We start from the raw sequence: 19,330 nt of genomic DNA on the forward strand, positions 1-19,330 counted from the left end.
TTAATTACCTGCTATTGCCTGCTGTAGCGCTTTAATCATTAACAAAGAAGAGGTTGCGCCAGGGTCTTGATGACCAATACTGCGTTCACCTAAATAACTTGCTCGCCCTTTTTTCGCCAACATTTCAATCGTGGCAACCGCATTCGTTTCTGCTAGCTCAACCATTTCATTCAATAAATGGTCAGCGCTCATACCATTTTCTAACGATGCCTTCACGCTAACTAAAACGGGTAACCAAACATCACACATGGTTTTATCACCCAGTTCCGCTTTACCACGAGACACCACGCCATCCACACCGCTTTTTAGTGCATCGACCAACTCTTCAAACGTTAGTTGCTCTCGGGTTCCGACAGCGGCAGCCGTGCGAATAAACAGCGTGCCATACAGCGGGCCACTTGCCCCACCGACACTAGAAAGCAAGGTCATGCCCGTATTCTTGAGAATGCTGCCGATATTTTGGTCCGCAAATTGCGGCAGTTTTTCCGCGACTTTTTTAAAGCCACGGTTCATATTGAGACCGTGGTCTGCGTCACCAATATCACGATCAAGGTCGGTCAGAAAATCTTGATTCTCTTGATACGTTTTTGCACATAGCTCTAACCAGTGAACGATATGTTGTTTTTCAATTTGCATGTTTGCTCCCCCTTGTTACCACTTGATCGCGGCCGTATCGACAGGAGCATCAAACAGCTCCAACATCTCTTTATCTGCCTTCAGCAACGTAATTGAAACGCCTTCCATATCGAGTGATGTACAGAAGTTACCAACCATATTACGCACGATACGGAACCCTGCTTGCTCACAGTTATGAGCAAGACGGCGGTAAACTCCGTAAAGCTCTGAAGTTGGCGTACCGCCCATACCATTCACCATCACAATGTAGTCGTGTTCAGCAGCAAAAGGCTCAATGCTGGATTCCACTTCATCCCATTCACCTTCGTCACGATTCCAAATACGCAAAGTGCGCTGATAAGGTGTGTTTTCAGCAACTTCAGCAAACATTTCATCCACTAACGTATCGACGTCGGTGTATTTCACTCGCTTGATACCTGGTTCACCATGGATACCAACACCAAACTCCACTTCATCATCTTCCAGAACAAAAGATGGTTTACCCGCCGCTGGCACAACACAAGCATTAAGCGCCACGCCAAATGAACGACAGTGATTATTAACGCGACGAGCCAGTGCTTCACATTGCTCCAACGAATAACCTTTGTTCGCGGCAGCCCCAACTAACTTCTCAACCAATACCGTTCCAGCGACGCCACGGCGACCAGCGGTATACAGGCTGTCTTTGACTGCAACATCGTCATCCACCAACACCGACCCAACTTTGATGCCATCGGTATGAAGGAGCTCCACGGCAGTTTCAAAGTTCAACACGTCGCCAGTGTAGTTTTTAATGATAAACAGCACGCCCTCACCAGTATTCACTTGGTTGCCACATTCGTACATTTGATCAGGCGTAGGTGAAGTAAATACCTCTCCTGGGCAGGCGCCTGTCAGCATGCCTTTACCAATAAAACCTGCGTGCAAAGGTTCATGACCACAGCCACCACCAGAAACCAATGCCACTTGCCCCGGCGTTTCCTCATGCCACATGTAACGAGGTTCGTAGTTAGCTTTTAGCTCAGGGCGGGACAATGCCAGGCCTTCCATTTGCTGCAATACAACATCATCGACTTGGTTAATTAACTTTTTCATCGTTCTATCTCATTCCATTTATATTTTTATGTAGGGTATGAATTCATCTTAAACAGAGAAAAAGCGTGCTCAACAAAAATCAATCCGTTTCATATTGAAACAACGACTTCGGTATTTTCGTTTCAATATGAAACGAAAAACGACGAATTTGCTTGAATAGTGATCGGCGCCATAAAGCATACTAATGCTTATTACTTCTGACAGTCGGTTTGACACAGAGGTCATAAAAGCATGGAACAAAACCAGAGATATCCTTCACCACTTACCTCACCAAACCTAATATAAACCTTATCGCTACAATGGACTTTCATTGCAGTCCAAAACACACATAAAAAAGGTTAAAGGTTTGAATTATGGACAAAATTATTATCAGCCCAAGCAAATACGTCCAAGGTGAACAAGTACTTACATCTATCGCTCACTATGTGAAAACATTAGGTGAACGTCCGTTAGTCATTGCCGATGAGTTCGTGACTAACCTGGTTGGTGATGACGTCAAACAAAGCTTTGCTGACGAAAAGCTTCCACTCACTATGAACATTTTTGGTGGCGAATGTTCGCGCGTTGAGATTGAACGCATCACGGACATTTGTGCCACTCAAAAACACGATGTCATTGTCGGTATTGGTGGCGGTAAAACGTTAGATACAGCAAAGGCCGTTGCGTTTTACACCAAAATTCCTGTCGTGGTGGTTCCTACGATTGCCTCGACTGATGCGCCGACATCAGCTCTTGCGGTGATATACACACCAGAAGGTGAATTTGCGGAATACTTGATGATCCCTAAAAACCCAGACATGGTCATCATGGATACATCAGTCATCGCAAAAGCCCCAGTTCGCCTACTGGTATCGGGGATGGGCGATGCGCTCTCCACCTACTTTGAAGCTCGTGCCAACATGACCTCTGGTAAGGCAACAATGGCAGGTGGTTTAGCGACGCGTTCAGCGCAAGCTCTTGCGAAGCTCTGTTATGAAACCTTGCTTGAAGATGGTGTAAAAGCAAAAGCTGCGGTAGAAAATGGTGTGAGCACCAAAGCGGTAGAAAATATTATTGAAGCCAATACATACCTAAGCGGTATCGGTTTTGAAAGCAGTGGCCTAGCAGGCGCTCACGCTATTCATAACGGCCTAACCAAGCTCGAAGAGTGTCATCATCTTTATCATGGTGAGAAAGTCGCGTTCGGCACACTTGTTCAATTGGTGTTAGAAAACGCAGCGATGGAAGAGATTAATACGGTTCTCGCCTTCTGCCGATCTGTAGGTCTACCAACCAACTTATTTGATATGGGCGTTAAAGAGCTTAATCACGATAAGTTGCGCGAGGTCGCCGAAGCTTCAACGGCCGAGGGAGAAACCATCCACAATATGCCATTCCCAGTGACGGCAGAAAATGTCTACTCTGCTATTCTAACCGCTCATCAACTGGGCCAATAACCCAAATAACTTCAAACGAGTTTGAGTCTCAAAAGGCAAGCCAAGGTTTGCCTTTTATGCTTCAACTGACTTATCACTTCCATTGACACCTGCCGATGGCAACATCATAACAAACCGCGTCTTGTCTTTATCTGATGTTACTTTTATCTGTCCTTCATACGCTTGCACGATAGATTGGGTAATCGACAAACCTAGCCCTGCACCTACGCTACCTACATGTTGGCGAGATTTATCTGCGCGATAAAACCGGTCGAAAAGGTACGGTAAGTTTTGCTCGGCAATGGTGTCACCTTGGTTGCTGACCGATATCGTAACCTGTTCATCAACCTCTTGAACGTCAATCACAATGGTTGAATCAGCATACGCATGACGAATCGCGTTGGAGAGCAAATTGCCCACTGCACGCTCAAACATGTTTTTGTCCATATAGAGCTGACCGTCGCCTGAGCTCACGATTTGCACATCGGCATCTTCGGCCAATATTTCAAAATACGCGACCAAACGGTCGATTTCCTCCTGCACCGCAAACACTTCGTCATGGCGATGAATGAGCTTGTTTTCGGCCTTGGCAATGTAGAGCAAATCGTTGATGGTTTTCGTGATGCGGTTGAGTTCTTCCAACGTTGAGGCAATCGCATCCTGATACTCTTCAGGCGTTCGACACGCACCTAAAATGACCTGATTTTGCGTGGTAATGTTGGTGAGTGGCGTTTTTAACTCATGTGCTATATCAGAAGAAAACTCGCTCAAGCGGCGAAAACCAGTTTGCAGCCTATCGAGCATCGCGTTGTGTTTGTTGGCTAACTCGCGCAGTTCTATTGGCAACGAATCGGGGTCGAGACGAATGCCCATTTGCTCTGGTGATATCTGTTGAATGTGCTGATTCAATCCCACAATCGGCTTCAACCCACGTTTTACCATCCAACCGCTCAACGCTGAAGAAATCACAAACGCCAAACCGAGCGCCCAAAACAAAATCCAGTCGAGCTTATCCAAAAACAAAATATGGTGATTGATACTCATGCCGAGCACCACCTGATACTCCCCAGCTTGAAACGCAAACGCGCGAATATTCAGCGAGTCCTCACTCCATTCGATGGCGCGCTCGTGATTTAAGACCTGAGGTGAGCTAATGCTGTAGGCTCGGTTCTGAGGAATCGTCAGGCTCGAATTCTGATACACGTTCTGCTTGCCTTCAAACACCCACATATAGAGCGTACTGTTATTCGCTTGCTTGAACACATCCTCTGGCGAGCGTTTTAACTCGTTCTCAATGGCATTGAACTTACTGGAAATATAGCTGAAATCTTGCGAATAAAAGTGGCGCTCAATGGCGTACTGTAGGATGAAAGCCAAAGAAAAATAGGTCACGAACGTCATGCTAACAAACATCAGCACGAGCTTATTTTTCATGGAAAAAGGCAGCGAAAACTTAGGCATCACAACTCTCTTCGAGTTTGTAGCCCATCCCTCTGACAGTGTGAATCAGTGGTTTATCGAACGGTTTGTCCACTTTGCTACGCAGACGTTTGACCGCCACATCAATCACATTGGTATCGCTGTCAAAGTTCATATCCCACACTAACGACGCAATAGTGGTACGTGAAAGCACTTGGCCAGTTTTGCGCATCAACAACTCAAGCAGGGCATATTCTTTGGCGGTAAGCGACATCGACTGCCCCGCGCGCGTGGCAACGCGTTTGATCATATCAAGTTCTAAATCTGCCACACGTAATGTTTGCGGCGATGCGACCACTTGCGCGGAAATATGATGACGAAATACGTTTTGAATACGCGCCAGTAGCTCCGCAAACGCGTAAGGTTTTACGACATAGTCATTGGCACCCAGCTCAAAACCGCGCACGCGATCTTCCACTTGCTCCTTCGCTGTCAGCATGATCACTGGGGTGTGAATCCCACTACTGCGCAATGTATTAAGCACCTGCCAACCATCGAGTTTAGGCAACATAATGTCGAGGAGGATTAAGTCATATTCTTCACTGGTAGCGTGATACAGCCCATCGACCCCATCATGTACTAAATCCACCACATACCCAGATTCAATCAAACCTTTTTGCAGATATTCTCCGGCTTTGTGCTCATCTTCGACGATCAATATTTTCAAGTTCACTTACCTAGTGTGTTAGCGGGAGGATGAGAACCCAGTATAAAGCTCGAAAAAGAGCATGATGTGAACCACACCATACTCTTTCCCATTGGTAAACCATTATCGATTGTTATCGCGTTCGGCATAATGCACTTTGACATTCACTTTACCCAAATATTCCAACTGACCATCTTCATTCATGCGTTCTTGCACGGTCACGAAGCCACCATCTTTTAAATGCGTACTACGAGACTTCACATTAAACGTCAGGATATTGAGCTCTTTATTCAGTTCACGAGCCGTCATGGTTTTAAGTGAATTGAGTTCAGACAGAGCCTGTTGATAAGCCTCATCTGACGTTGCTGTCGGGGTAACTGAGATGGTTTTCATCTCTTCGCGGCTCACGTAGTTGCCACCAGTGAAAAGTGGTTGAGCGAATGCAGATGCGCTAGTCATTGCCATTACCGTTACAAAAAGAGCAGTTTTGATTGCGTTCATGTTGTTAACCTTTGAGTGCTTGTTTTCAATGAGGTCATTATTGAACACCGCCTCTGACACCACCCTTTCAACAACATGACATTTTTGTCATGAAAGCAACTTACTGGCGAAAGCGCTTGAGCGCTCCATCACGCTTAGAACAAAACAAAAAAAACGACACATACTCTCGCATGTGCCGCTTAGGATTTTTGCTGTTAAGCGTAATTACTCAACCGTTACCGCTTTCGCTAGGTTACGTGGTTGGTCTACGTCCGTACCTTTGATCAGTGCTACGTAGTAAGACAGCAACTGCATTGGGATGGTGTAGTAGATCGCCGCCGTGATTTCACTAACGTGAGGCATCGTGATGATCTTCATTGTTTCATCACCTTCGAAGCCTGCGTCTGCATCTGCGAATACGTATAGAAGGCCGCCACGTGCACGCACTTCTTCAACGTTTGATTTTAGCTTCTCTAGAAGATCGTTGCTTGGTGCAACCACAACAACAGGCATGTCAGCATCAATCAGCGCTAGAGGACCATGTTTCAGTTCACCCGCCGCGTAAGCTTCTGCGTGGATGTAAGAGATCTCTTTCAATTTTAGAGACGCTTCCATCGCGATTGGATAGAATTCACCACGACCTAGGAACAGTGTGTGGTGCTTGTCTGCGAAATCCGTCGCTAGTGCTTCAATGTCTTTCTCGAAAGAAAGTGCCGCGTTGATTTGCTTAGGAAGTGCGTGTAGCGCTTCAACAATCTCTTTTTCTTTCTCTTTGCTGACGCGACCTTGCTCTTTACCTAACGCCGTAACCAGCATCAATAGTGCAGAAAGCTGAGTCGTGAACGCTTTGGTTGAAGCGACACCGATTTCAACACCAGCGCGAGTCATGAACGCAAAATCTGATTCACGAACCAAAGAAGAACCTGCTACGTTACAAATGGTCATCGCCGCCATGTAACCTTTTTCTTTCGCAAGACGAAGTGCTGCTAGCGTATCGGCGGTTTCACCAGACTGAGACAACGTGATCAATAGGCTGTTTGGACGAGTCACAAACTTGCGGTAACGGAATTCAGAGGCGATTTCTACGTCACAGCTCACGCCAGCAATGTCTTCAAACCAGTAACGCGCTGTCATACCTGCGTTGTAAGACGTACCACACGCAACGATTTGTACGTGTTCTACTTTGCTTAGAATGTCAGCCGCATGCACACCGATCGCATCAGTTACAACAGAGTCTGCCGTGATACGGCCTTCCATTGTGTTGATCAACGCTTTAGGTTGCTCATAGATTTCTTTTTGCATGAAGTGGCGGTATTGGCCTTTATCGCCAGCATCATGTTCTGCGTTAGATTCTACGATTTCACGCTCAACCAGCTCGCCCGTTGCGTCAAAGACAGTAACCTCACGGCGAGTGATTTCTGCCACATCACCTTCTTCTAGGTACATGAAACGGCGCGTAACGTTAAGTAATGCAAGTTGGTCAGACGCTAGGAAGTTTTCACCTACACCAAAACCGATCACGATCGGGCTGCCTGAACGCGCTACTACGATGCGTGAAGGATCTTTGCGATCCAACGCTACCGTGCCGTATGCGCCTTCAAGTTGTTTTGCTGTTTTTTGTACTGCTTCTAGTAGCGTTTCTGAAGTGCGAAGTTCCCACTCAACCATGTGTGCGATAACTTCTGTATCCGTTTGAGATTCAAACACGTAACCACGAGATTGAAGCAATTCACGAAGCTCTTCGTGGTTTTCGATAATACCGTTATGTACAACAGCAATATCGCCGGACATATGTGGGTGTGCATTAACTTCAGATGGTTCACCGTGCGTCGCCCAGCGAGTGTGTGCAATACCCGTTCCGCCGATCACTTTTGCTTCTTCTACTGCATCAGCCAATTCTTGCACTTTACCCAAGCGACGAACGCGCGTTAGGTTTGACTCGCCATCAACAACAGCAACGCCAGCTGAGTCGTAACCGCGGTACTCTAAGCGGCGTAGACCTTCAACCAAAATTTCTGCAACATCTCGTTGTGCTACTGCACCTACGATTCCACACATGTGTTTATCTCCGTTTGTAGTTTTGTTCTTCCCTAGCCATGTTTCAGATAGAGGCAGCAAGCAAAGGCCTGTATTCAGAGGGAAGTGAAATATGAAACTGATTACATTATTAGATTAGGCGCAAATGACTTTCACGCCATGTTGTTCAATCTGTATTTTGTGTTCTTGCTGAATATCAGCATCCGTCACTAGCACATCAATTTGATGCCAAGCGAGCTCTAAATTCGGGATCTTACGACCGATTTTTTCCGATTCGATCATGACGATCACTTCGCGCGACACTTCCGCCATCACCTTACTCAAACCAACCAATTCATTAAACGTTGTGGTGCCGCGTTCGAGATCGATGCCATCCGCACCGATAAATAGCTGGTCAAAATCGTAAGCTCGTAATACAGATTCGGCTACTTTGCCTTGAAAAGATTCTGAGTGCGTATCCCAAGTCCCGCCAGTCATCAGCAGTGTTGGTTCGCTCTCTAATTCATTAAGGGCGTTAGCAACATGCAACGAGTTGGTCATGACAACTAAGCCACGTTTGTCATTCAACTGTTGAATCAACGCAGCCGTAGTACTGCCACTGTCGATCACTATGCGATTATGGTCTCGAATCAGTGATGCCGCTGCTTTTGCCAAGTTTAGCTTTCGAGTCGAAACATTAGCGCTCAATTCTTCGTGAATGACTTCGGTTGGGATAGCAATCGCACCGCCGTAGCGGCGTAGAAGTTGGCCATTTTTCTCTAAAGAAGCTAAATCCTTTCTAATCGTGACCTCTGAGGTTTCGAATTTCTGAGCGAGTTCGTCAACGCTGACTTCTCCTAGCTCAGAAACCAAGTTAGAAATGGCGTGTCTTCTTAGTTGAGTGTTTCGTTTCGACATTTACGTTTTGAATTTAAGTTTCGATGTGAAACTTATTATAGTCAAACCGAAACTTTTAAGTCCATTTATTTCGATCCAAAAAATTAATATTTCTCGATAAAACCTTGTCCTAAGACAATTCTTAAACAGTGATATTGGATTCATTCAGTGGTAGAATTCGCCACCGAAAAGAAAAAAAATTACAGAATTGAAGGCTATTTTTTTGCAACTTTCTGCATATAAAGTGGGATTAGTCACAAAAAGGTAACCAAAATCGCCGATCTTTTAGTCATAAAATGACTAAACTTGGTGAAAGACTTTCAGAATCTGAAGTACTGATAATGAGGCGAAAAATCGGTGGGTGACAGGCACTAAATGTCATCAATAACGTCCTAACTTCAGAGTAAACAACCGACTTTCAAATTGTAACTATACTTACCGGAGAGTATCTTCCATGAAAAAGACCAAAATCGTATGTACGATTGGCCCTAAAACTGAATCTGTAGAGAAGCTAACTGAGCTAGTAAACGCAGGCATGAACGTAATGCGTCTTAACTTCTCTCACGGTGACTACGAAGAACACGGCACTCGTATCGCGAACTTCCGTAAAGTAATGGAAGCTACTGGTAAACCACTAGCAATTCTTCTAGATACTAAAGGTCCAGAAATCCGCACTATTAAGCTAGAAGGCGGTAACGACGTTGATCTAGTAGCTGGTCAAGAATTCACTTTCACAACTGACACTTCAGTTGTAGGTAACAAAGATAAAGTTGCAGTAACTTACGCAGGTTTCGCAGCAGACCTAAACGTAGGTAACACTATCCTAGTCGACGACGGTCTAATCGAGATGGAAGTTATCTCTAAGACTGAAACAGAAGTTAAATGTAAAGTACTTAACAATGGTGCACTAGGCGAGAACAAAGGTGTTAACCTTCCTGGCGTTTCTGTAAACCTACCTGCTCTATCTGAAAAAGATAAGAACGACCTTAAATTCGGTTGTGAGCAAGGCGTTGACTTCGTAGCTGCTTCTTTCATCCGTAAAGCTTCTGACGTTCAAGAAATCCGTGAAGTTCTAGCGGCAAACGGCGGCGAGAACATCCACATCATCTCTAAGATCGAAAACCAAGAAGGTGTTGATAACTTCGACGAGATCCTAGAGCTTTCTGACGGCATCATGGTTGCTCGTGGTGACCTAGGTGTTGAAATCCCAGCTGAAGAAGTAATCTTCGCTCAGAAAATGATGATCGAGAAGTGTAACCGTGCACGTAAGATGGTTATCACTGCAACTCAAATGCTTGATTCTATGATCAACAACCCACGTCCTACTCGTGCGGAAGCAGGCGACGTTGCTAACGCGGTAATGGACGGTACTGACGCAGTAATGCTTTCTGGTGAAACGGCTAAAGGTAAGTACCCTGTTGAAGCGGTAACTATCATGGCCCAAATCGCGAACCGTACTGATTCAGCGCTAAAAGCTGAGCTAGGTTCTCGTCTAGACAGCCCACGTCTACGCATCACTGAAGCAGTATGTAAAGGCGCAGTAGACACAGCTGAGAAACTAGCTGCTCCACTTATCGTTGTTGCAACTGAAGGTGGTAAATCTGCACGTTCAGTACGTAAATACTTCCCAACTGCAAACATCCTAGCACTAACAACAAACAAGAAAACAGCAGCACAACTTGTTCTAACTAAAGGTGTGACGCCAGTTGTTGTTGATTCTATCGAAAGCACTGACGCATTCTACGTAGCAGGTAAAGAGCTTGCTCTAGAATCTGGTCTAGGTAACAAAGGTGACATCGTAGTGATGGTTTCTGGTGCTCTAGTCGCTTCAGGCACTACGAACACAGCTTCTGTACACGTACTATAAGACTGAACTTTTCATACTTCAGTTGATTGATAAAGAGGGCTTATGCCCTCTTTTTTTATATGGCTTTCTTGCTCTAATAATAGCCTAACTGTATCATTCACCATGCGCAGAATTGCGTACTGTTTAATTTTGTCGTCACGATTAAAATTTCTATGAGGTGTATGTGTCCAGTCCCACTCTTACCGACAAAGTATCAAAAATGATCCGTCAGGATATTCTCGATGGCGTGCTTAAACCGGGTCAAAAACTCGTGGTTGCGGAACTCAAAGAGAAGTACAACGTAGGAGCGTCACCCATTCGCGAAGCTTTGGTGCAGTTATCGTGGAGCAAATACGTCAAACTCGAGCCGCAAAAAGGCTGCTGGGTTGCACCTGTATGTAAAGATGAGTTGAATGACTTGTACGAGAGCCTACAAATGGTCTCTGCATGCCTACTAAATAAAGCAATTGTGATTGGCGATGAAAATTGGGAACTGGACGTCCTAACCGCTTATCACAAATTATCCCGCTCTAAATCTGGTTAAAGCTTTTGCTGGAAGGAATGGGAAGAACGCCATAATCAGTTTCTTACTGCGCTGTTTGAAGGCGCTGGATCTGCCAATATGTTTGTTTTTTTCCGTGATCTACTCACGCAAATTAAGCGTTACCAATATTTTGCTATGCAAATGTTAGGTACTGGAAACCCAGGGCACTGTAATATCGATGAGCAAGAAATGCTGATGAAGACGTCGTTAGATAAAAAGAGCCAGGATGCTTTAGGTTACCTAGAGCGTTATTTGAGACAGTCAATGCAGTGTATCGAAGCGGCCATCGACAACCAATATCGCATACTGGCTAGCGAATAACGCAGAGGCTAAAATAAGCATAAAAATCGGGGTCTATCCCCGATTTTTTGTTTTTGAAAAAGAGCTAAGCAATATCATCGAAACTATGGCATAGCGATACGCAGTTACGCCCTGCACTTTTGGATTCATACAAGGCAATATCAGCACATTTATAAGTGCGCGTGCGATCAGAAGTTAAATCACTATACCCGGCGCTAACGGTAATAGCTCTATCACTGCGCAGTTGAACCGCCACACGTAACCGGTTCAATACAACTTCTGCTTCTTCGAGTGTGGTATGCGGCATGATCACCGCAAACTCCTCACCACCGACGCGAGACACAAAGTCAGTACTGCGCACCTCTTTAAGAAGAGTCTCAGCGACACTGCAAATCACTTTGTCCCCTTCATCGTGCCCAAGTTCATCGTTAATGCGCTTAAAGTGGTCAATATCAAACAACGCCAAACACGCTGGGGGACTGTCAGGATAACGCTCAATAATCCCGGCATATTGCGCTAATTGCTCTTCAAATTTTCGGCGGTTCCACAAGCCCGTCAAACCATCTTTTTCACTGAGGTTGCGTAGCTTTTCTTCCAGCTCTTTTTGCTCGGATATATCCACCAGCGACGTGATGTAATAGCTTACTTTACCTGACTTGGTTAAGTTTGCCTGAATGCGCATAATGGCGGTAAATACGTGATTAAACTTGGTTCGACAACGAACCTCACCTTCCCAAACGTGCTCGTTCGCAAGCTTATTCCAAATATTGAGGGTCGACTCGAGATCTTCCGGTAAGAAAATTAGATTATGCGCATTCCAGCCTTGAGTATGCTTGGTTGAATAGCCCATCATGTTTTCAAATTCTTGGTTCACCATAATGATTCGATGCGACGCATCTGAGATCATCACCGCAGTCATGCCATCAAGTGCAGCCCGAGCTAACTTCGATTCCATACTATGACGTCGATAGTGCAGGGCTAGCGCGGTCGTTGGTAAAGTAAAACCAAACACCAAACTTAATACAAAAAACGCTTCTTGGATTAAGTCATCAATATCTCGCTGAGATCGAGATAGTAATTGCTCATTGGTAAGATCAATAACCAGATGAAGTGGTTCACTAGAAACAAATTGGATCGTGCTATACGCAATCAAATTCGAGCCGTTGTACTCATAGCCCGAAACTTCTGAGATCATCGTGCGCCAAATGTTGGGGTACATCCGGCCAAAATTAAATTGAGAACGAGCTGGGATAATATTGCCGTACAAGCGTGATGACTTAGGACTCGCGATATAAAAGCCATCACTTTTAATTAACTCAATATGAAAATCCCGCACCGGTGAGTAGTTGAGTCGAGAAGATAAATACTCAATATCAACATTAAGAACAAGATACCCTTCGCGTTTCCCATTGAGAGAAATCGGCATCAGAATACGCAATGAAGGGCTATAAGGGTAAACAAGCTCACCATTTTCCCGCTCCAGCTCAATCCCCCACGACGCAATTTCATCATTACCTAAACCTTGCGCGTAATGAAAATAATCCCGCTCTGACTTGTCATGTAATTTGAGGGCGGGTGCAGCGATACCCGTTTTGAAATCGTAATTAATCCGTGCTTTTTCCTGACCGGTAATATCAAGAAAACGAATTTGTTTATATAGCTTTTGGTTGATCGCAACCGAGATCCACATATCTTCTAAGATAGAAAGGTTGACTCGGTTCGGCTGACGTAGATAGTCGTAAAGACTTTGGCTGTGACCGAGAAGATCGCTGATCGTCTCAATTTGATCCTGAATATTGTTGTATTCGCGACCAGTATAAGCCAGTTGGTGTAATGCTTCTTGAGCGGTATTCTCAACGTTACTCTCTAATAACGTCAGATATTTCTGATAATAGTAAACTGCAGTGAGCGCACTAAAAAATAGTGCTGTCGCCAACAATGTGCCGACTCGCTTAGGTATTTTCACGCGTCTACTGCCTATAATGCTTACTAAAACGACAATTATATCATTAATTGTTATTTTCTAAACAAAAAGCCACTTAGATTAAGTGGCTTTTATATATGCAATTAGACAATTACGGTTTGAGTGCGCGCTCACCTCGGGCAATACCCACTACCCCACTACGAGCAACTTCGACGACTTCAGTTACTTCAGATATCGCTTGAATGAAAGCATCCAACTTTTCACTCGTGCCCGCAAGTTGTACCGTGTACTGAGCAGCAGTGACATCCACGATCTGGCCACGGAAGATGTCTGCCGTCCGTTTCACTTCTGCTCGCGCAAAACCGCTGGCTTTCACTTTCACCATCATCAGTTCACGTTCGATGTGCTCGTACTCGGTGACTTCTTGTACTTTCAGCACATCGATCAATTTGTGTAACTGCTTCTGAATTTGCTCCAACTGCATCTCATCAGACGTCGTGGTAATGTTCATTCGCGACAGCGTTTCATCATCTGTCGGTGATACCGTCAAAGATTCAATGTTGTAACCACGTTGAGAGAACAAACCAACAACACGAGACAACGCACCCGGTTGGTTTTCCAATAGCAGTGAAATAATGTGTCTCATATTAAGTTCTCTCCGTTTTGCTTAGCCACATTTTATCCATACCCTCACCTTTGATTTGCATCGGGTATACGTGTTCGGTTTCGTCTACGTTGATGTCCACAAACACCAGACGATCTTTCATATCCAACGCTTTTTGTAGCCCTTCTTCGAGCTGATCAGGCGTTTCGATACGAATACCGACGTGACCATAAGCTTCTGCAATCGCTGCAAAATCAGGAACAGAACTCATGTAAGAATTAGAGTGACGACCTTGATAAATAATGTCTTGCCACTGTTTTACCATGCCTAAGAAGCGGTTGTTTAGGTTGATGATCTTCACTGGAATGTCGTATTGCATGGCTGTCGAAAGCTCTTGGATATTCATTTGAATACTGCCATCGCCCGTAACAACCACGACTTCTTCTTGTGGCATGGCAAACTTAACACCCATACCAGCCGGAAGGCCAAATCCCATAGTGCCCAATCCACCCGAGTTGATCCAACGGCGTGGTTTGTTAAATGGGTAGTAAAGTGCTGCAAACATCTGGTGCTGACCCACATCAGAAGCAACATACGCATCACCATTGGTCAGCTTGTGCAAGGTTTCAATCACTTGCTGTGGCTTAATTCGCTCTGGTGACTTCTCATAAGCCAAACAGTTGCGGTCACGCCACACTTGAATGTCATCCCACCATGCGGTGATGGCATCTTCATCGTTCCCACCTTCTTGCTCTGCCAGCAGGCCAAGCATGGTTGTAAGCACTTTTTCCGCAGAGCCGACGATAGGTAAATCCACCTTCACGTTTTTCGAGATCGATGATGGATCGATATCAATATGCATGACTTTTGCGTTTGGGCAGTATTTTTCAAGGTTGTTCGTCGTGCGATCATCAAAACGCACACCGATACCAAAAATGAGATCCGCTTCATGCATCGCCATATTGGCTTCGTAAGTACCGTGCATACCCAGCATGCCCAGTGAGTTTTTGTGCGTTCCAGGGAATGCGCCTAGTCCCATCAACGTACTGACTACTGGAAGGTTCAGCTTGTCGGAGAGCTCTAAAATATGTTCATGAGCGCCAGAAATCACAGCACCACCACCGATATAAAGCACTGGTTTTTTCGCTTCTAACAGCGATTTAAGCGCTTTTTTAATCTGGCCTTTATGACCCGACGTCGTCGGCTTGTAAGAACGCATTGAAAGCGTTTCTGGGTATTGGTAAGGCAGTTTGATTTGCGGATTCATTACATCTTTCGGCAAGTCAATCACTACTGGACCAGGTCGACCTGTGGTCGCGATATAAAACGCTTTCTTGATCGTTTCAGGAATATCTTCCGCTTTTTTCACTAAAAAGCTGTGTTTGACCACTGGGCGAGAGACACCAACGATGTCACATTCTTGGAAAGCATCATTACCAATTAGGCTATTAGGTACGTTACCCGAGATAACGATCATTGGGATGGAATCCATATAAGCCGTGGCAATACCAGTAATGGTATTGGTCGCGCCCGGACCTGAACATACCAGTACGACACCCGGTTTACCGGTAGCGCGAGCGTAACCATCTGCCATATGAGTGGCGGCTTGCTCATGCCTTACAAGTACGTGTTTGATTTGATCGGTTTTGGCATGCAGTGCATCGTAGATATCCAAAACAGAGCCACCTGGGTAGCCAAAGATCTGCTCTACGTGCTCTTCTATCAGAGATTGAACCACCATCTCTGCGCCTGACAACATTGCTGTCATAATTGCTCTCCTTAGCCAGTTTCCTCACCGTAAGGTCAACGGATTGGTCTGGTTTTACATAGTCTAGGTCTTATTCGTAGCCTAATCGAAATACTTCCACGTTTTCGGCTATGTCTTGCGTTCGTCATAACATCCCGCAAGGTTACCCAACAAATGTAACGTTTTATTATCAACGGGTCTAATGAGAGATTGGTCTACTTTTTAAACAAGATGCTAGTAATTAGAATGTTAGTAGGAATAGCAGCCACACATACCTCATTTCACAGTACAACCTAAAAATTTAACGTTCAAAAAAAGAACATTATTTCAGAACCTTTTAAGTATAGGGTGCTAAATAGCTGTATTTGGTGCGCAAAATAGAAAGAATCAACACAAACAAAAATCCCCAGTAATGCGCAATCACATCACTGGGGATATTTTCATCAATATAAAATCTAAGTCAGCTTAAGTTACTTTTTATCCGACTTTTCCTTATACATTTCTTCAATTTCATCTTGGTATTTGTCATTGATGACTTTACGACGCAGTTTTTGAGTTGGCGTTAACTCACCATCATCCATAGAGAAAGCTCTTGGTAACAGTTTAAACTTCTTCACCTGTTCAAACTTTGCCAACTCTTTTTGGAGATCGTTAACACGCTTTTCAAGCATTTCGACCACTTGGTGATGCTTAATCAATTCAACGCGATCGTGATACTTGATATTCAGCTCTTTCGCATACTCTTCAAGAGAATCAAAACACGGCACAATCAGCGCCGAGACAAACTTACGCGTGTCCGCGATAACCGCGATTTGCTCGATAAAGTGGTCTTTACCAATCGCACCTTCAATCATTTGTGGAGCGATGTATTTACCACCTGAAGTTTTCATCAACTCTTTGATACGATCAGTGATGAACAGGTTGCCATTTTCATCAATGTAACCCGCATCGCCAGTTTTTAGGAAACCGTGCTCGTCAAAGGTCTTTTCGGTCTCTTCTGGCATTTTGTAATAGCCACGCATCACCATTGGACCACGCACGAGAATCTCGTTGTTCTCACCGATCTTCACTTGCGCGCCAGGCATCGACATACCAATAGAGTCTGGATTAAAGCACTTATCATCCCAACACGATACTGTCGCCGTGGTTTCAGTCATGCCGTAACCTAACTTCACATTGATACCAATCGCGTGGAAGAATCGGCCTATGGTTTCATCTAACTTTGCACCGCCACACGGCATAAAGTTGATTTGTCCACCAAGTAACGCACGCAGCTTGCTCAGAACCAATTTATCCGCCAGGGCATATGACTTGCGCAGCATGAGCGATGGCTGACGTTTTTCTTGATGACAAGCGGCCATTTTTGCGCCCATGTTCACAGCCCAAGTAAACATGATCTTGCGATGAATTGGCGCGCGAGACACTTTCTCGTGAATCGCAGAGAAGATCTTCTCATAGAAACGCGGCACGGCACACATCACGGTAGGTTGCACTTGGCTCAGTGCATCACGTACCTGCATGGTGTCTTGCAAATAGCAGTTGGTCGCCCCTTTGTACAACACATAAAAGGTCCAAGCGCGTTCAAATACGTGTGACAGCGGAAGGAAACACAATGACACATCACTTTGAGAAAGGCTCAAACGTTGATCGTGCCCTTCCAATTGCGCCGCAATGTTTGCGTAGTCCAACATGACACCCTTTGGTTGGCCTGTTGTGCCCGAGGTGTAGATCAGCGTAAGTAGATCATCTTCCTTTGCTTGCTCTAAACGTGCGTCTAATTCAACTTGGTATGTGGTATCGCCTTTGGCGACAAATGCTTGCCAAGAGATAACGAAATCATGCTCGCCAAGTTCGATATCATCAGACATGGCAACAATGAGCTCTAACTGCTCGCACTGGTCGAAAATGCTCACTGCTGCGTCAAATTGTGGCTGCTCACCAACAAACAGCACTTTGACGTCTGCGTTGTCAATGATGTACGCCGACTGAGCGGCGGTATTGGTTGGGTAAATAGGTACTGTTACGCCGCGTAGTTGTAGCGCTGCAATATCAGCAATCGTCCATTGCGGCATGTTGTTCGAGAAAATGCCGATTTTATCCTGGACTCCTAATCCCTGAGCCAAAAGTGCAAGTGATAAAGCATCAACTTGCTGACCAAATTGCGTCCACGTAATACCTTGCCATTCCTCACCCACTTTATGCTTGAGTGCAACGCGTGTACCACCGTTCGCAATTTGTTCACGAATACGTTTAACGATATGAAAATCTAACTTGGCCATTCTTTTACTTACCTTTTGGCTTACAGGCGTAAGCTAATTGAGCGAACAAGTGTACTCACGGCTTGCTAAAACGCAACTGACCAGTATCAAACTTATCACTAATAAGAGACAACTATCACTTATACGTCGCGAACATATCCAAAACTGCTGAATGATTACTCTATTTAACTTACTGTTTCGATTGTTGATTGCTAAAACAAAAAGCCCCGAGAGACAAAATCTCTCGGGGACCAATGAATTGTAAAAATTGATGATTACCAATATGGTCTTAACCGATAAGACCAAACGTCATCTTATTTCGCTGCAACCACTTCACCACAAGTGATCATCAGTTGATCGCGCAGCCAAATGTGGCCTTTATCTTTTTCACTTGATTCATGCCAACTTAAGAAGCCGCTGATTTCCTTATTTGCAAATGGGAAGTCTAGAATTTGCAGCTGATCGCTGTTTACCGCATTTTCTGCCATCCAACGTGGCGCGATAGTCACAAGCTCAGATTGACCCACCACATATAGCAGGTTGCTTAGACTAGAGCCTTCGTACGCGGCTTGGCAATCCAGTTCACGATATGCTTGTTCTGAGAAGCTACGTTGACCGTGCACTTTCGATAACTTCGCATGTTTTTCGTTAAGCAGTTGCTCGGCCGTTACACCACCTTGAATGCGTGGGTGTGTTTTTGACGCGATAACCACTAATTCATCTTTGAAAATTTCAGTACTTGAGAAACCTTGCTCATCAAAGCGAGCATAATCGATCACGAAATCAATTTCTTGATAGCGCATACGCTCAGACAAAAGACGGTCAAATTCTGCATCTAGGTGAAGCTGAACGTTTGGTGCTTGTTGATTCACTTTTGCCATGATCTTCGGAGCAAAACGCATGTCACAAGGGCTGCAAATCGCCAACTTAAATAAGCGAGTCGAAGATTCTGGTTGGAATACGGAGCTAGGAAGTTCATTACGAATCAGCTGTAATGCTTGGCGAATTGGGCCAAACAACTGACGAGCGCGTTGCGTTGGCTGAATACCACGGCCCTGACGCATAAACAGCTCGTCGTTAAACATCACTTTTAGACGTGCCACGGCATTACTTACTGCCGGCTGAGACATGCCTAAGTTATGTGCTGCACGAGTAATATTTTGCTCTTGCATCACAGCATCAAATACAGTCAGTAGGTTTAAATCTACACCACGCAAAGTGCTTTCCATACGGTAGCTAGCAATTGCGCTCATCGCATCTTTCTTCTCTAACATTGAGTGCGCCTCTTTTGTAATCGTCAACTTTGTTCATTAAATTCATAACGAATAGAATCCCATCTCGCACAAAAGACGGCGGCTGGATTCGAATCATTTTACGAATAGATAACCTAACTTTTTATTATATTTGCCGTCCGGATACTTCCGGCTCGAACTGTACTATCAACTAATCGATTGCGGTTTCGCA

At 44.9% G+C, this 19,330-nt stretch carries 14 protein-coding genes and 1 pseudogene; 3 read left to right on the forward strand and 12 right to left on the reverse strand.

The annotated features are described in order from the left end of the window. Both dhaL and dhaK read right to left on the reverse strand, forming a co-directional pair. Complete coding sequence (gene dhaL, locus D8S93_RS08610; RefSeq protein ID WP_005379705.1) at nucleotides 1-636, reverse strand: dihydroxyacetone kinase subunit DhaL; 636 nt, start codon at nucleotides 634-636, stop codon at nucleotides 1-3. A gap of 15 nt (nucleotides 637-651) precedes the next feature. Next, nucleotides 652-1,710, reverse strand: coding sequence for a dihydroxyacetone kinase subunit DhaK (gene dhaK / locus D8S93_RS08615; RefSeq protein WP_005383055.1), 1,059 nt, complete (start codon nucleotides 1,708-1,710; stop codon nucleotides 652-654). Between the two features lie 353 nt (nucleotides 1,711-2,063). On the opposite strand from dhaK, the gene D8S93_RS08620 reads away from it, so the two are divergent. Beyond that, complete coding sequence (locus tag D8S93_RS08620) at nucleotides 2,064-3,146, forward strand: glycerol dehydrogenase (RefSeq protein ID WP_006742744.1); 1,083 nt, start codon at nucleotides 2,064-2,066, stop codon at nucleotides 3,144-3,146. A 54-nt stretch (nucleotides 3,147-3,200) separates the two neighbouring features. Here D8S93_RS08620 and D8S93_RS08625 read toward each other — a convergent pair whose 3' ends face one another. The 5 genes from D8S93_RS08625 to D8S93_RS08645 all read right to left on the reverse strand — a co-directional run bounded on the left by D8S93_RS08625 (nucleotide 3,201) and on the right by D8S93_RS08645 (nucleotide 8,664). Then, nucleotides 3,201-4,586, reverse strand: a complete 1,386-nt coding sequence (locus tag D8S93_RS08625) for a heavy metal sensor histidine kinase (protein WP_065274139.1) — start codon at nucleotides 4,584-4,586, stop codon at nucleotides 3,201-3,203. Further along, the gene (locus D8S93_RS08630; protein ID WP_005392236.1) at nucleotides 4,579-5,271 is read right to left on the reverse strand and encodes a heavy metal response regulator transcription factor; all 693 of its coding nucleotides are present in this window, start codon (nucleotides 5,269-5,271) and stop codon (nucleotides 4,579-4,581) included. The genes D8S93_RS08625 and D8S93_RS08630 overlap by 8 nt, the downstream gene beginning before the upstream one ends. A 102-nt stretch (nucleotides 5,272-5,373) precedes the next feature. Then, complete coding sequence (locus D8S93_RS08635) at nucleotides 5,374-5,751, reverse strand: DUF3316 domain-containing protein (RefSeq protein WP_005496993.1); 378 nt, start codon at nucleotides 5,749-5,751, stop codon at nucleotides 5,374-5,376. A gap of 204 nt (nucleotides 5,752-5,955) precedes the next feature. Then, a complete protein-coding gene (gene glmS, locus D8S93_RS08640) occupies nucleotides 5,956-7,788 on the reverse strand; it encodes a glutamine--fructose-6-phosphate transaminase (isomerizing) (RefSeq protein ID WP_005392238.1) in 1,833 nt (610 codons plus the stop codon). Between the two features lie 114 nt (nucleotides 7,789-7,902). Then, the gene (locus D8S93_RS08645; protein WP_005392240.1) at nucleotides 7,903-8,664 is read right to left on the reverse strand and encodes a DeoR/GlpR family DNA-binding transcription regulator; all 762 of its coding nucleotides are present in this window, start codon (nucleotides 8,662-8,664) and stop codon (nucleotides 7,903-7,905) included. 433 nt (nucleotides 8,665-9,097) lie between these two features. Here D8S93_RS08645 and pykF point away from each other — a divergent pair, with 433 nt between their 5' ends. Both pykF and D8S93_RS08660 read left to right on the forward strand, forming a co-directional pair. Further along, complete coding sequence (pykF, locus tag D8S93_RS08655; protein WP_005392243.1) at nucleotides 9,098-10,510, forward strand: pyruvate kinase PykF; 1,413 nt, start codon at nucleotides 9,098-9,100, stop codon at nucleotides 10,508-10,510. A gap of 163 nt (nucleotides 10,511-10,673) precedes the next feature. Beyond that, nucleotides 10,674-11,354: pseudogene (locus tag D8S93_RS08660) on the forward strand (GntR family transcriptional regulator). A 64-nt stretch (nucleotides 11,355-11,418) separates the two neighbouring features. Here D8S93_RS08660 and D8S93_RS08665 read toward each other — a convergent pair. The 5 genes from D8S93_RS08665 to calR form a co-directional block, all read right to left on the reverse strand. After that, nucleotides 11,419-13,299, reverse strand: a complete 1,881-nt coding sequence (locus D8S93_RS08665; protein ID WP_005392251.1) for a GGDEF domain-containing protein — start codon at nucleotides 13,297-13,299, stop codon at nucleotides 11,419-11,421. Nucleotides 13,300-13,408: 109 nt separating this feature from the next. Continuing rightward, nucleotides 13,409-13,903 (reverse strand): acetolactate synthase small subunit, encoded by a 495-nt coding sequence (gene ilvN, locus D8S93_RS08670; protein WP_005392253.1) that lies wholly within the window; start codon nucleotides 13,901-13,903, stop codon nucleotides 13,409-13,411. A 1-nt stretch (nucleotide 13,904) separates the two neighbouring features. Further along, the gene (locus D8S93_RS08675; RefSeq protein ID WP_005392255.1) at nucleotides 13,905-15,629 is read right to left on the reverse strand and encodes an acetolactate synthase 3 large subunit; all 1,725 of its coding nucleotides are present in this window, start codon (nucleotides 15,627-15,629) and stop codon (nucleotides 13,905-13,907) included. Nucleotides 15,630-16,078: 449 nt separating this feature from the next. Beyond that, nucleotides 16,079-17,887 carry an AMP-dependent synthetase/ligase gene (locus D8S93_RS08680; protein ID WP_124007415.1) on the reverse strand — a complete coding sequence of 603 codons (1,809 nt, stop codon included), beginning with the start codon at nucleotides 17,885-17,887 and terminating at the stop codon, nucleotides 16,079-16,081. A 293-nt stretch (nucleotides 17,888-18,180) separates the two neighbouring features. Continuing rightward, on the reverse strand, nucleotides 18,181-19,140 hold the full coding sequence (gene calR, locus D8S93_RS08685; protein WP_005379693.1) for a LysR family transcriptional regulator CalR: 960 nt from the start codon (nucleotides 19,138-19,140) through the stop codon (nucleotides 18,181-18,183). Nucleotides 19,141-19,330 lie beyond the last annotated feature (190 nt).

The organism is Vibrio sp. VGrn 2 (assembly GCF_009361695.1).
GTDB lineage: Bacteria > Pseudomonadota > Gammaproteobacteria > Enterobacterales > Vibrionaceae > Vibrio > Vibrio diabolicus.